At 64.1% G+C, this 12,942-nt stretch carries 11 protein-coding genes; 10 read left to right on the forward strand and 1 reads right to left on the reverse strand.

The features are described from left to right. The first annotated feature begins 25 nt into the window (after nucleotides 1-25). The 9 genes from F604_RS0102775 to F604_RS0102815 all read left to right on the forward strand — a co-directional run bounded on the left by F604_RS0102775 (nucleotide 26) and on the right by F604_RS0102815 (nucleotide 10,776). Nucleotides 26-670: an LOG family protein gene (locus F604_RS0102775; protein WP_019550330.1), complete on the forward strand. Its 645-nt coding sequence runs from the start codon at nucleotides 26-28 to the stop codon at nucleotides 668-670. 5 nt (nucleotides 671-675) lie between these two features. Continuing rightward, nucleotides 676-1,287 (forward strand): XTP/dITP diphosphatase, encoded by a 612-nt coding sequence (locus F604_RS0102780; protein ID WP_019550331.1) that lies wholly within the window; start codon nucleotides 676-678, stop codon nucleotides 1,285-1,287. Between the two features lie 12 nt (nucleotides 1,288-1,299). Continuing rightward, nucleotides 1,300-2,331, forward strand: coding sequence for an RMD1 family protein (locus tag F604_RS0102785; protein ID WP_019550332.1), 1,032 nt, complete (start codon nucleotides 1,300-1,302; stop codon nucleotides 2,329-2,331). A gap of 97 nt (nucleotides 2,332-2,428) precedes the next feature. Beyond that, the gene (locus F604_RS0102790) at nucleotides 2,429-3,625 is read left to right on the forward strand and encodes a sugar ABC transporter substrate-binding protein (protein WP_019550333.1); all 1,197 of its coding nucleotides are present in this window, start codon (nucleotides 2,429-2,431) and stop codon (nucleotides 3,623-3,625) included. Between the two features lie 131 nt (nucleotides 3,626-3,756). Further along, on the forward strand, nucleotides 3,757-5,085 hold the full coding sequence (locus tag F604_RS0102795) for an ABC transporter permease subunit (protein ID WP_019550334.1): 1,329 nt from the start codon (nucleotides 3,757-3,759) through the stop codon (nucleotides 5,083-5,085). Continuing rightward, nucleotides 5,086-6,405, forward strand: a complete 1,320-nt coding sequence (locus tag F604_RS0102800) for a sugar ABC transporter permease (RefSeq protein ID WP_019550335.1) — start codon at nucleotides 5,086-5,088, stop codon at nucleotides 6,403-6,405. It abuts the gene before it with no gap. 4 nt (nucleotides 6,406-6,409) lie between these two features. Further along, on the forward strand, nucleotides 6,410-8,122 hold the full coding sequence (locus F604_RS0102805; RefSeq protein ID WP_019550336.1) for a glycoside hydrolase family 13 protein: 1,713 nt from the start codon (nucleotides 6,410-6,412) through the stop codon (nucleotides 8,120-8,122). A 9-nt stretch (nucleotides 8,123-8,131) separates the two neighbouring features. Further along, on the forward strand, nucleotides 8,132-8,434 hold the full coding sequence (locus F604_RS11830) for a hypothetical protein (RefSeq protein WP_248644112.1): 303 nt from the start codon (nucleotides 8,132-8,134) through the stop codon (nucleotides 8,432-8,434). A gap of 101 nt (nucleotides 8,435-8,535) precedes the next feature. Then, entirely contained in the window at nucleotides 8,536-10,776 is a 2,241-nt protein-coding gene (locus tag F604_RS0102815; RefSeq protein ID WP_026328930.1) for an endonuclease MutS2, read from the forward strand. On the opposite strand, the gene F604_RS0102820 is transcribed toward F604_RS0102815, so the two are convergent. After that, the gene (locus F604_RS0102820) at nucleotides 10,773-11,174 is read right to left on the reverse strand and encodes an acyl-CoA thioesterase (RefSeq protein ID WP_015718206.1); all 402 of its coding nucleotides are present in this window, start codon (nucleotides 11,172-11,174) and stop codon (nucleotides 10,773-10,775) included. The genes F604_RS0102815 and F604_RS0102820 overlap by 4 nt on opposite strands. A gap of 49 nt (nucleotides 11,175-11,223) precedes the next feature. On the opposite strand from F604_RS0102820, the gene F604_RS0102825 reads away from it, so the two are divergent. Beyond that, nucleotides 11,224-12,912: a M3 family oligoendopeptidase gene (locus F604_RS0102825; protein ID WP_015718207.1), complete on the forward strand. Its 1,689-nt coding sequence runs from the start codon at nucleotides 11,224-11,226 to the stop codon at nucleotides 12,910-12,912. Nucleotides 12,913-12,942: the final 30 nt, after the last annotated feature.

Genomic DNA, 12,942 nt, shown 5'->3' on the forward strand with positions numbered 1-12,942 from the left:
AGCAGGTGAGTCTGGAGGAGCTGTGATGCCCAAAAAGCCCCTGATAGACCAGCTTCACCACGAGGACGCCTGGCGGCTTTTCCGCATCCTGGCGGAGTTCGTGGAGGGGTTTGAAACCCTTTCGGAGATAGAGGTGCCCTTGGTTTCCGTCTTCGGCTCCGCCCGCTTTGGGGAGGGCCACCCCGCCTACACCCTGGGCTACCGCCTGGGAAGGGCATTAGCGGAAGCAGGCTTCGGCGTGGTGACGGGAGGCGGCCCCGGGGTGATGGAGGCGGTGAACCGGGGGGCCTTTGAGGCGGGCGGGGTGAGCGTGGGCCTGAACATCGAGCTTCCCCACGAGCAGAAGCCCAACCCCTACCAGACCCACGCCCTGACCTTGCGCTACTTCTTCGTGCGCAAGGTGCTTTTCGTGCGCTACGCCGTGGGCTTCGTCTTCCTGCCCGGGGGGTTCGGCACCCTGGACGAGCTCTCCGAGGTCCTGGTCCTCATCCAGACGGAGAAGGTCCACCCCTTCCCCGTCTTCGCCTTGGACCGGGGGTACTGGCAAGGGCTTCTGAGCTGGATGGAGTCTCTGAAAGAACAAGGGGCCATCGATCCCAAAGACCTTGCCCTCCTTACCCCACTGGATTCCCCGGAGGAAGTGGTCCAGGCCCTTAAGGGAGTATCCTAGAAGGGATGCGCCTGGTCCTGGCCACCAGCAACCCCGGGAAGGTGCGGGAGCTTAAGAAGGGCCTGGCTCCTCTGGGCTGGACTCTTCTTTCCCTGGCCGACTTTCCCCTGCGCATGCCCAAGGAGGAAGGCGCCACCTTCCTGGAAAACGCCCTCCTCAAGGCCGCCTACGTGGCCAAGGCCACGGGCCTGCCCGCCCTTGCTGACGACTCGGGCCTGGTGGTGCCCGCCCTGGGGGGGGAGCCGGGGGTCTACTCCGCCCGCTATGGGGGGAGGGAAACCGATAAGGAGCGGAACGTCTACCTCCTGGAGAGGATGCGCCACCTAAAAGGCGAGGAGCGCAGGGCCCGCTTCGTGGCGGTCCTGGTCCTGGCCTACCCCGACGGGCATGTGGAAACCTACGAGGGACAGGTGGAGGGGTACATCCTCGAGGCCCCCCGGGGGGAAGGGGGCTTTGGGTACGACCCCCTCTTCTACGTGCCGGAGGCCGGGAAAACCTTTGCGGAGATGTCCTTGGAGGAAAAGGCCCGCTACTCCCACCGGGGCCAGGCTATAAGGGCCCTCCTGAAAGCCTATGAACACGGGCCCCCACCCCGGGAGATCTCCAAGCTGGAATGAGGCTCTTTCTCCATGAACCTCCTCTCACCCCACATCGCCCTCTATCGCCTTTACGACCTGGCGGACGAGATAGACCTCTCCCGCCTGGCCACCCCCAGGCTTCGCCTCTCCCGGCCCCGGCTGGGGGCGGTGCGCTTCGAAAACCCCCCGGCGCAGCTGGAGCTTGGGGTGAGGAGCGTGGAGGGAATCTCCGGCCTCCTCACCGCCCGGCTCTACGAGTTTGGGGTGGCCTCCCTTTCCTTCCGGGTGCACCTGGGGGAGAAGGTGCCCTGGGAAGCCTTTCTGGAAAAGGCCCTGGCCTTGCCCGAGCTTCCCTTCTGGGAAGGGTTTTTTCTGGCGGAGCTTTTGGCCCTCGAGCCCTACCTGCAAGGCGCCCTCCTCCACCCCGAGAAAAAGCGCCTGAGCGAGGAGTTCACCGTCTACCACGCCCTGGGGATAGAAGGGGAAAAGGCCCACGCCCCCCCTGTGGACCTCACCCCCCTTTGGATGGGGGCCAGGGAGGAGTTCGCCCCCGAGGTCCGGCGGGAGATGGAGCGCTACCGCTACAGCTACTCCACCGAGGACCTGGCCCTTTTGGGCTTTGACCGGGTCTTCATCCTGGACTCCGAGGGCATCTGGGACGTGGCCGACCTGGTGGAGTTCGTGCACGCCCAGCTTCTGGAGCTTTCCTACTACGACGGGGTCCTCACCCAGGAGTTGGAAGCCGTTCCCCAGGTGCTGAGGCACCGGGGGCTTTGGGGCTATGGCAAGCTCCAGCGCCTTAGGCGGCGCCTCATGGCCCGCCATGCGGAGATCGCCGACGTGCGCGCCCGCATGGAGGGGGCCTTGCGCATCACCGAGGACCTCTTCTACGCCAAGATCTACCGGGCCGCCTTGGAGCTTTACGGGGCCCACGAGCTGGAACGGAGCCTGGAGGAGAAGCTTAGGGTCCTCGAGGCCACCTACGAGATGGTCACCGAGGAGGTGGTGCACCTGAGAACCCAGGCGGTGGAGGTGGTGGTCCTGGCCCTCATCGCCTTTGAGGTGGTGCGGGCCCTCTATTAGGGGGAACTTGCGTCCCGGGAAAGCAGGAGTATACTCAGCCTGTAGGGCGCGGAAAAAAAGTTAAGCGGAAACGCTACCCCGCGCCTGGAGGTGGGATATGAGGCAAACGCTGGCGGTTTTAGCCCTTGGCCTCTCCTTGGCCCTTGCCCAGGGGAAGATCACGGTGTGGACCCACTTTGGCGGCCCGGAGCTGGAGTGGCTCAAGGCCCAGGCCCGGGCCTACGAGAAGACCTCCGGCACCAAGGTGGAGGTGGTGGAGGTCCCCTTCGGGGACATCAAGCAGAAGTTTATCCTGGGCGCCCCCCAGGGGCAGGCGGCAGACCTCTTGGTCACCGTGCCCCACGACTGGCTGGGGGAGATGGCCCGGGCCGGGGTGCTGGAGCCCATGGGCAAGTACGTGACGCAAAGCTACCTCGCCGACCTCCAGGAGGTGGCGGTGGAGGCCTTCACTTTTGGGGGCAAGCTCATGGGCCTTCCCGCCTTCGCCGAGAGTCTGGCCCTCATCTACAACAAGAAGTACGTAAAAGAACCCCCCAAGACCTGGGAGGAGTTCCTGGCCCTGGCCAAGAAGTTCACCACCGGTTCCACCTTCGGCTTCCTGTATAACATCGGCGATCCCTACTTCAACTTCGGCTTCTTCCGGGCCTTTGGGGCGAACAACGTCTTCGCCAAGGACGCCCGGGGCAACCTGGACCCCTCCAAGCTCTTGATAGGCGGGGAAGTAGGGGAAAAGGCCCTCCAGTTCATCAAGGACCTGCGCTTCAAGTACAACCTGGTGCCCGAAGGGGTGGACTACGGCGTGGCGGACGGCGCCTTCAAGGACGGGGCCTTGGCCATGATCCTCAACGGCCCTTGGGCCTTAGGCGACTACAAGAAGGCCAAGATTGACTTCGGGATCGCCCCCTTCCCCACCCCGCCCGGGGCCAAGAACCCCTGGGGGCCTTTCCTGGGAGTGCAGGGGGTGGCGGTGAACGCCTACTCCAAGAACAAGACCGCCGCGGTCAACTTCGCCAAGACCCTGGTCACCGGCAAGAACCTGGTTTCCTTCAACCAGGCAGGCGGCCGCATCCCCGTGTCCAAGAGCGCCGTGAAGGCCCTGGAAAAAGACCCCGTGGTGGCGGGCTTCTCCCGGGTCTTTCCCCTGGGTACCCCCATGCCCAACATCCCTGAGATGGGCAAGGTATGGGGTCCGTGGGCCAACGCCATCAACCTGGCCATCCAGCGGCCCGACTCCAACCTGAAGAAGATCGTGGAGGACATGGTGGCCGAGATCAAGAAGGGCATCGGGAGGTAATACCGCCCCACCCTGGCTGCCGCCAGGGCAGGGACCCCGGCAAACCTCCCCAAGTCTCCGTTGATAGGACTCAATGGCATGTCGGCCCCCCATGGGACCTCCTTCCCCCGTGGGGGGCGTATCTTTAAGCCATGAAACACCCTCCTGGCCTTAAGGGTTTTCTCCTGGCCCTGTCCTTGCTTTTGGGCCTCCTGATCCTGTCCACAGGGGTGGGCATCCTGGGATATCTGGCCCTCGAGGTCTACCTGGCCCCTCCGGGCTGGACCATCCTGGTCCTGGCCCTTTTGGTGCTGGTACCGGGAGCCATCCTGATCGGGCGCCTCTTTCCCTGGCTCACCGACTGGTACTATTTCCTCCCTGCGCTCTCCTTCCTCCTGGTCTTCACCCTGTACCCCATCGCCCTCACGGTTTACCTGGCCTTCACCGACTACTCGGGGCGGAAAAACGGTTTCCCCGATCGCTCCACGGAAACCCGGGTACTGAAGCAGGAAGGCCCTAAGCTCATCCTGGAGGAACCGGCTACGGAAGCTCTCCGCTGCAACCCCTGCGAAGGGGAACCCGTGGAGGTCTACAGCGAGGGGCACCGGGCCCGGGCCAGGATCCTCGAGGCTGAGGGAAACACCCTGGTCCTAGACCGCACCCCGCCCTTTCAGGCCGCCTTTGTGGCCAAGGTGAACGCCTTCCGCTTCGTGGGCCTGAAGAACTTCGCCTTCATCCTCTCCCAGGCGAACCAGGCCCTCCTTCCCGTCTTCCTCTGGAACGTGGTTTTCGCCGCCAGCACGGTGCTCCTCAACGCCCTTTTGGGCCTTATTTTGGGCCTCATTCTCAACAACAAGGGCCTCAAGCTCCGAAACTTCTACCGCACGGTCCTCATCATCTCCTGGGCCCTTCCGGGGGTGATCACCGTTCAGGTCTTCGTGGCCCTCCTCAACTACAACTTCGGGGCCATCAACCGCCTCCTGGGGGTCCTGGGCATCTACCCCATCCCCTGGCTCAACGACCCCGACTGGGCCAAGGTGGCCATCCTCCTGGTGAACCTGTGGCTCGGCTTCCCCTACATGATGACCGCCACCTTGGGGGCTCTTTCCACCATCCCCGACGAGCTCTACGAGGCCGCCAAGGTGGACGGGGCCACTCCCTGGCAGGCTCTATGGGGCATCACCCTTCCCCTTCTGGAAAAACCCATGGTGCCCATCCTCCTCTCCTCCTTCGCCTTCAACTTCAACAACTTCTATATCATCTACCTCCTTACCGGCGGAGGCCCCGCCCAGGAAGGCCGCTTGGCCACGGCCCAGGCCACGGACATCCTGATCTCCTGGGCCTACAAAACCGCCTTCAGCGCCGAGGGGCAGTCGGCCTATGGCCTGGGGGCGGCCATCAGCCTCCTCATCTTCGCCATCACCGTGGCCATCAGCCTGGTGAACTTCCGCATCACCGGAGCCCTGAGGGAGGTGAAGTAGGTGCGGCGGCTTCTGGCCTTCCTCCTCGTGGGCCTCGCCCTTTACGGGGTCTACTGGTTTGCCCTAAACCGGCTCTTTGACGCGGGTTCCTACCGCAAGCAGGTGGCCTTCGGCAGCGTCTTCGTGCCCTACGGCTGGGCCTATGCCCTGGGCATCCTTCTGGGCCTGGTCCTCCTGCTTCTCCTTTACAGCGTGATTCACACCGCCTTGGCCAACCGTATCCAAGGGCGCAAGCGAAGCCCCTGGCCCCTCTTCTGGCAGGGGGTGACCCACCTCTTCCTCTGGATCCTGATCCTCCTCGTCTACTACCCCGTGGTGCAGGTGGTGGCCGCCAGCTTTGACCCCACCAACAACCTCTTCAGCTTCCGCAGGCCGGATACGGGCTTTTTGCTTTTGGACGCCAAGGTCATCCCCTACGTGCCCGAGCCCTCCTTGGAAAACTACGCCAAGTTGGTGGAGGGGGTGGTGCTCTACCCCTACCAGGTGGGCCTTCTCCTCCTCGGGGGGCTCGCCCTCTTGGGTGTGGCCCTCATCGGCCTCCTGAGGCGGCTTTTAACCCCGGAGGACTGGATGGACTTCTGGCAAGGAAGGCTCCTCCTCCTCCTGGCCCTGGCGGTCTTCGCCTTGGCCCTCACCCTTTCCCCCAGGCAGTTCACCGGACAAGGCACCGAGGCCAAGTTCCTGCTCTGGGTGCGCAACACCTTCCTCATCTCCGGGCTCACGGGACTCCTCGCCGTGTTGCTCACCGCCACCGCGGGCTACGCCTTCGCCCGCTTCCGCCACCTGCCCGGCCGCTACCCCGTGCTCCTCTTCTTCATCTTCGTGCAGATGTTTCCCGGATTTCTGGCCCTGGTGGCCATCTACTACCTGCTCTCGCGGCTAGACCTCCTGAACACCTTTACCGGGCTCGTGCTGGCCTACTCTGGGGGGATCATCAGCTTCGGCACCTGGGTGTACAAGGGGTACCTGGAAAGCATCAGCCCGAGCCTCGAGGAGGCGGCCATGGTGGATGGGGCCACCAAGTGGCAGGTCTTCACCAAAATCCTCCTACCCCTTTCCGCCCCCATGTTCGTCTTCGTCTTCCTCCTGCAGTTCGTGGGCACCTACTCGGAGTTCGTCTTGGCCAACCTGGTCCTCACCGGGGTGGAAAGCTGGAACGTGGGCGTGGGGCTCAGGAGCTTCACCACCGGCCAGTTCCAGACCAAGTGGGGGATCTTCGCCGCCGCCAGCGTCCTCGGTTCCCTGCCCATCCTCTTCCTCTTCTACGGCTTCCAGCAGTACTTCGTTTCCGGGTACACCGCAGGAGCGGTGAAGGAGTAGCCCTATGGCTCACTACCACGACCTCGAGCACATCCATCCCCCTCTGCCCGAGCTGGGAGAGGAGGTGACCCTCTACCTGGAAACTGAGGCCGAGGAAGGGCTCCTCCTTTACGAAAAGGACGGGGAGATCCACAAAAAACCCATGGAACCGGCCAAGGGGGGCCTAAGGGTGCGGGTTCCCGTGCACGTAAGCCCCTTTCGCTACTGCTTCCTCCTGCCCGAAGGCTTCTTGGGCAGCCACGGCCTGGAAAAAACCCTTCCCCGCTACGACCGTTTCTTCCACCTCCTGGCGGGATCCCTTCCCCCCTGGTGGGCCCTGGGCACCGTGTATTACCAGATCTTCCCCGACCGCTTCCGCCAGGGGCGAAAGGAGCTTGCCCCCAAGGATGGGGAATGGCTTCTCATGGGCAGGCCCATCCGCAAGAAGGCCTGGAACGAACCCCCGGGCCCAGAAGGGGCTTGGGAGTTCTACGGGGGGGATCTCTGGGGGATCCTGGAAGCCCTCCCTTACCTGGAGGCCTTGGGGGTGGAAACCCTCTACCTAACCCCCATCTTCCAAAGCCCAAGCAGCCACCGCTACGACACGGAAGACTACCTGCGGGTGGACCCCCACCTGGGAGGCGAGGAAGCCCTGGAAGCCCTCTTCCAGGCTTTGGAAAAGAGGGGCATGCGCCTGGTGCTGGATGGCGTCTTCAACCATGTGGGAGCCACCCACCCCTGGTTTCAAAGGGCCCTAAAGGACCCGGAAAGCCCAGAGCGGAGCATGTTCACCTTTTACCCCGATGGCTCCTACGCCACCTTCTGGGGGGTAAAGTCCATGCCCAAGCTGGACTATGCCTCCCCCCTCACCCAGGAGCGCTTCGTCCATGGGCCAAGAGCCCCCATCCGCTACTGGATGCGCCTGGCCCACGGCTTCCGGCTGGATGTGGCCCACTCCATCGGGGAAGGGGGGACCAACCGCAAGAACGCCCGCTGGCTTCGCGTCTTAGCCCGGGCCGCTAAGGAGGAAAGACCCGAGGCCGTAGTCTTCGGGGAACTTTCCTACGACGCCATCCCCACCCTAAGGGCCCATACCCTGGACGGGGCCATGCACTATGCGGGCTTCGCCCACCCCGTGATGGAGTGGCTTTCGGGAAGGGATGTGCACGGAAGGCCTGTCCACCTGGACGCCCAGGAGACCTGGCGGGTCCTCTGGGACCACTACCAGGCCCTGCCCGTGCAGCTTCGGCACAGCATGTACACCCTCCTCTCCTCCCACGACATCCCCCGCGCCCTTTGGCGGCTTAAGGGGGATGGGGAACGGTTCAAGCTAGCCTATGCCCTCCTCTTCGCCTTCCCGGGAAGCCCCGCCATCTACTACGGGGATGAGGTGGGCCTTTCCCAACCCAACCCCTACGCAAAGTGGCAAGGGGATCCCTACTGCCGGGCTCCCTTCCCCTGGGAGGAAAAGCGGTGGAACCGGGAAGTGCTGGGGTTTATTGGGAAGCTTGTCCATCTCAAACGCACCCACCCCGTCCTCCGCCTGGGGGGGCTTCTACCCTCGAGGGCCGACAAGGAGGTGTTGGCCTTCAAAAGGCGCTACCAGGGCCAGGAGGTCTGGGCTTTTTTCGCCCCAAAGGGGACCAGGCTCACCCTCCCCCGGGGGCTGGACCTGCTGACGGAAAGAGAGGTGGAAGGGGAAGTGGAGGCCACTTACCTCCTCTTCCAGCCCTTATAATGGAAACCCATGCGGCTTAAGCGGTTTGGCCCAAAGGCGCGCCGGGTGGGCAAGCCCCGGGTCCAACCCAAAGAGGCTTCCCCAACTGGAGGAGGCCTCTTGGTGCGGATGGAAACCCTAATACCACCCCACCCTGGCTTGCGCCAGGGTGGGGAAGACCCCATGACTCCTGGCTTCCGCAGGCGGCTTGCCGCCTTGCTCCAGGAGGCCAAGGCCCGCTGGGGAAACCTTACCCCAGAGGAGCGCAGGCGGCTCCTCTCCCTCCTCGCTGGGCTTCTTTCCCTCCTACCCTTGGACGGCTGGGCCGGGTAGGCTTACTTCTGGAAAAGGCCCTGGGCCCAGGTGGCCAGGTGGCCTTCTCCCTTCTTCTGCGCCTGTTGAGACGCTAGGGTTTCCCGGTATACTGGACCTTTGTGCGGGATGTCCTCGAGGTCCTGGAGTTCCCCAAGGTCCGCGCCCTCCTGGCGGAAAGGGCCAAGACCCCCTTGGGGCGAAGGCTGGCCTTGGCCCTTGTCCCCCTCTCCCAGGAGGAGGCGGAAAGGCGCCACCAGCTAACCCAGGAGGCCTTAGCCTATCCCTACACCCTTCCCGAGGCGGGGGCCCTCGAGGAAGCCTACCAAAAAGCCCAAGGCGGGGCCAGGCTTTCGGGCCTCGAGCTCCTTAAAGGAGCCCAGGCCCTGGAGGAGGCCATAGCCCTCAAGGAGGAGCTTCTTCCCCTACAAAACCTCCTGAGCCAGGTGGCGGCGGGCATCGGGGACCACGGGGCCTTCCTCGCCAAGATCAGGAAAGCCCTGGACGAGGAAGGAGCCGTGCGGGATGAGGCAAGCCCCAAGCTTTTCGCCATCCGCCGGGAACTCAAGCCCCTGCGCCAACAGATCCTGGACAAACTCTACGCCCTCATGGACCGCCACCCCGAGGCGATCCAGGACCGGTTCGTCACCCTGCGCCGCGAGCGCTACTGTATCCCCGTGCGCGCGGGGATGGCCCAAAGGATTCCCGGCCTTCTCCTGGATGAGTCCGAATCCGGGGCCACCCTTTTCATAGAACCCCTTTCCGTGGTGAAGCTCAATAACCGCCTCCAAACCCTGCGCCTTCAGGAGGAGGAGGAGGTAAACCGCATCCTACGGGAGCTTTCCGAGGCCCTGGCGGCCGATGAGGAACTGTCCGGCACCCTTAAGGCCCTGGGCCTTCTGGACCTCGTCCAGGCCCAGGCAGCCCTGGCCCGGGATTTCGGGCTTAGCCGGCCCCGCTTCGGGGAAGCCTACGAGCTTTTCCAAGCCTTCCACCCCCTCATCCCCAATCCCGTCCCCAACTCCCTGGCCCTGGACGGGGAAAAGCGCCTCATCCTCATCTCCGGCCCCAACATGGGGGGAAAGACGGCCCTCCTAAAAACCCTGGGCCTTGCGGTGCTCATGGCCCAGTCGGGGCTTTTCGTGGCGGCCAAGAAGGCCACCTTGGCCTGGCCCGACAGGGTCTTCGCCGACATCGGCGATGAGCAATCCCTTCAGGAAAACCTTTCCACCTTCGCCGGACACTTAAGAAGGCTCAAGGAGATGCTGGAAAGCGCCACGGCCCAAAGCCTGGTCCTCATCGACGAGCTGGGTAGCGGCACCGACCCCGAGGAGGGAGCCGCCCTTTCCCAGGCCATCCTGGAAGCCCTCCTGGAAAAAGGGGTCAAGGGCCTGGTCACCACCCACCTCTCCCCCCTGAAGGCCTTCGCCCAGGGGCGAGCGGGCATCCAAAACGCCTCCATGCGCTTTGACCTGGAGGGCCTGCGCCCCACCTACGAGCTGGTCCTGGGGGTGCCTGGGCGGAGCTACGCCCTAGCCATCGCCAGGAGGCTTTCCCTGCCCGAGGCGGTGCTGAAGCGGGCGGAAAGCCTTCTGCCCCAGGGGGGAAGGCTGGAAGCCCTCCTGGAGAAGCTGGAGGCGGAAAGGTTACGCCTGGAGGAGGAAAGAAACCAACTCCTCTCCCAGATGGCCCAGGTGGAAGCCTTAAGGAAGCGGCTGGAGGAACGGGAAGCCCGTTTTGAGGAGGAGCGCTCGGAAAGGCTCAAGGCCCTGGAGGAGGAGATCCGCCAGAAGCTCCTAAAGGTGGAGGCCGAGCTCAAATCCCTCAAGGAAAAGGCCAAAACCCAAGGGAAAAAGGACGCCCTGCGGGAGCTTTTGGCCCTGAGGGAAAGGTATGCCAGGGCCACGCCCAAGGGTGCCTGGGAGGTGCCTAGGGGCCTCGAGGCGGGACAGATGGTGGAGATCCCCTCCCTGAGGCGTCAGGGAAGGCTTTTGGAGCTAAGGGGAGAGGAAGCCCTGGTCCAGGTGGGCCCGGTGAAGATGACGGTGAAGGCCAAGGAGCTCACCCCCCTTAAGGCCCAGGAAACCCCAAAGGCCATCGGCCTAAAACCGCGAAGGGAGGTGAAGGAGGTGGACCTCAGGGGGCTTACCGTGGAGGAAGCCCTCCTGGAGGTGGCCTCCGCCCTGGAGGAGGCCCGCGCCTTGGGCCTCCCCACCCTGCGCCTCCTTCACGGCAAGGGTACCGGAGCCCTAAGGCAGGCCATCCGCGAGGCCCTAAGGCGGGACAAACGGGTGGAAACCTTCGCCGACGCCCCTCCCCACGAGGGCGGGCATGGGGTCACGGTGGTGGTGCTGAAGGGCTAGAAGGAACGGCCTTCCAGGGCCTCTATGCGCCCTCGGATGACCGGGGGCAAAGGAGCAGGCCTGCCTCCTTCCAGCCAAACCTGGACCGTCTTGCCCCGAGCAGCCTCCTCCCCCCTGGCCAGGAGGAGGTACTCCATGTCAAAGCTACTCCGCCCGATGCGCACCACCCGCACCCCCACCTCCACGGGATCCTCGAGGAAAACGGGCTTCAGAAAATCAACCTCCGCCCGGGCCAGGATGAAATGCCCCTTCTCCACCCAGTCCCTTTCCAATCTCTGGAAGTAAGCGGCGCGGGCCACCTCAAAGTAGGTGAGGTAGACCGCGTTATTCACATGCCCCAGGGCATCCAGGTCGCGGAAGCGCACCTGTATGGGTACGGATACGGGAAAACCCTCCACGAAGCCAGAGTATACCACGGCTGACCCGCGGGTCAGGTATAGTGGGGCCATGGAAACCACGTGGGATCTAACCCCCCTTTTCCCCGGCCTGGAAAGCCCCGAGTTCCAGGCAGCCTGGGAAGGCGTGAGGAAGCGGATTGGTCAGCTCAAGGAGCAGGTGGACCAACAAGCCCCTCTAAAGGAGGTCCTGGCCTCCCTGGACGCCCTTTTGGAGGAATCCACCCCCCTTTGGGCCTACCTCTACGCCCGCTTCACCGCCGACACCACCGACGAGGCCGCCTTGGCCAAGCTCTCCGAGCTGGAGGTGCTCTTCCTGGACTTCGCCCGCCTAAGGCCCCGCCTCACCCGCTACCTGGCCCTGCAGGACCCCGAGGAGGCGGGGCCTTACCGCATCCTGGTGGAGGAGGCCCGGGAGGAAGCCCTGCACATGATGCCCGAAGGAGAGGAGGTCTTGGCGGCGGAACTATCCCTCTCCGGACGCCAGGCCTGGTCCAAGCTCCACGAGAACCTCACCAGCCAGATCACCGCGGTAGTGGACGGGGAGGAGTTGCCCATCACCCAGGTGCGGAACCTCTACTTCCGCCCCGAGGAGGAGGTGCGCAAGAAGGCCTACCAGGCGGAGCTCAAAGCCTGGGAAGGCCACGAGGTGCCCCTGGCCTACGCCCTAAACGGGGTCAAGGGGGAAGCCTCTGTCCTGAACCGCAGGCGGGGCTACCGGGATGACCTCGAGCCCAGCCTGCACCGAAACCGCATCACCCGGAAGGCCCTCATGGCCCTCCTGGAAGCGGTACGGGAAAGCCTTCCCCTCTTCCACCGCTACTACCTCCTGAAGGCCAAGGCTCTGGGCAAGGAAAGGCTGGACTGGTGGGACCTCTTTGCCCCCATCGGAAAGGGCCGGCGCTGGAGCCTGGAGGAGGCCCGGGACTTCATCCGGGAAAAGCTCGCCACCCTGGTCCCGAACGCCGCTAAAGTGGCGGAAACCGCATTCCAAGAGCGCTGGATGGACCTCCTGCCCCGCAAGGGCAAGATCGGCGGGGCTTACTGCATGGGAAGGGGCGGGGGAAAAAGCCTCATCCTGGCCAACTACGAGGAAAGCTTTGAGTCGGTTTCCACCCTGGCCCACGAGCTGGGCCACGCCTACCACAACTTCGCCCTGGCCCGGGTGCCCGCCTCCTTGCGGGAGGTGCCCATGACCCTGGCGGAGACCGCCAGCATCATGAACGAAACCCTGGTGGTGGAGGCGGCCCTTAAGGAAGTCTCCCCGGAAGAGGGGCTTCTCATCCTGGACGCCTACCTGCAAGGAGCGGCCCAGGTGGTGGTGGACATCTATAGCCGCTTCCTCTTTGAGTCCTGGGTCTTTGAGGGAAGGAAGGCCCGGGAGCTTTCCCCCAGGGAGTTCAAGGAGCTCATGCTGAAGGCTCAGAAGGAGGCCTACGGGGAGGTCCTCGCCACCCACCATGCCTACATGTGGGCGGTGAAGGGGCACTACTACGGCTCCGACTTCTACAACTACCCCTACACCTTCGGCCTCCTCTTCGGCTTGGCCGTGTACCAGGAGGCCAAGGAGGACCCGGGCTTTGCCGGGCGCTACGAGGAGCTTCTGGCCACCTCGGGCATGTACCGGGCCAAGGAGCTGGCGGCCCGCTACGGCTTTGACCTGGAAAGCCCCGCCTTCTGGCGAAGGGGGTTTGCGGTTCTGGCCGAGAAGGTGGAGGAGCTGGAGAGGAGGCTTGCCTAGCCCAGCCGGGCACCTTCCTGACCGTCCCCT

It is taken from the genome of Thermus scotoductus DSM 8553 (assembly GCF_000381045.1).
Lineage (GTDB): Bacteria > Deinococcota > Deinococci > Deinococcales > Thermaceae > Thermus > Thermus scotoductus.

Bases quoted from the DNA above. Each gene is read 5' to 3' on its own strand.
- F604_RS0102775 (WP_019550330.1), top strand. From the start codon at position 26: ATGCCCAAAAAGCCCCTGATAGACCAGCTTCACCACGAGGACGCCTGG.
- F604_RS0102780 (WP_019550331.1), top strand. From the start codon at position 676: ATGCGCCTGGTCCTGGCCACCAGCAACCCCGGGAAGGTGCGGGAGCTT.
- F604_RS0102785 (WP_019550332.1), top strand. From the start codon at position 1,300: ATGAACCTCCTCTCACCCCACATCGCCCTCTATCGCCTTTACGACCTG.
- F604_RS0102790 (WP_019550333.1), top strand. From the start codon at position 2,429: ATGAGGCAAACGCTGGCGGTTTTAGCCCTTGGCCTCTCCTTGGCCCTT.
- F604_RS0102795 (WP_019550334.1), top strand. From the start codon at position 3,757: ATGAAACACCCTCCTGGCCTTAAGGGTTTTCTCCTGGCCCTGTCCTTG.
- F604_RS0102805 (WP_019550336.1), top strand. From the start codon at position 6,410: ATGGCTCACTACCACGACCTCGAGCACATCCATCCCCCTCTGCCCGAG.
- F604_RS11830 (WP_248644112.1), top strand. From the start codon at position 8,132: ATGCGGCTTAAGCGGTTTGGCCCAAAGGCGCGCCGGGTGGGCAAGCCC.
- F604_RS0102825 (WP_015718207.1), top strand. From the start codon at position 11,224: ATGGAAACCACGTGGGATCTAACCCCCCTTTTCCCCGGCCTGGAAAGC.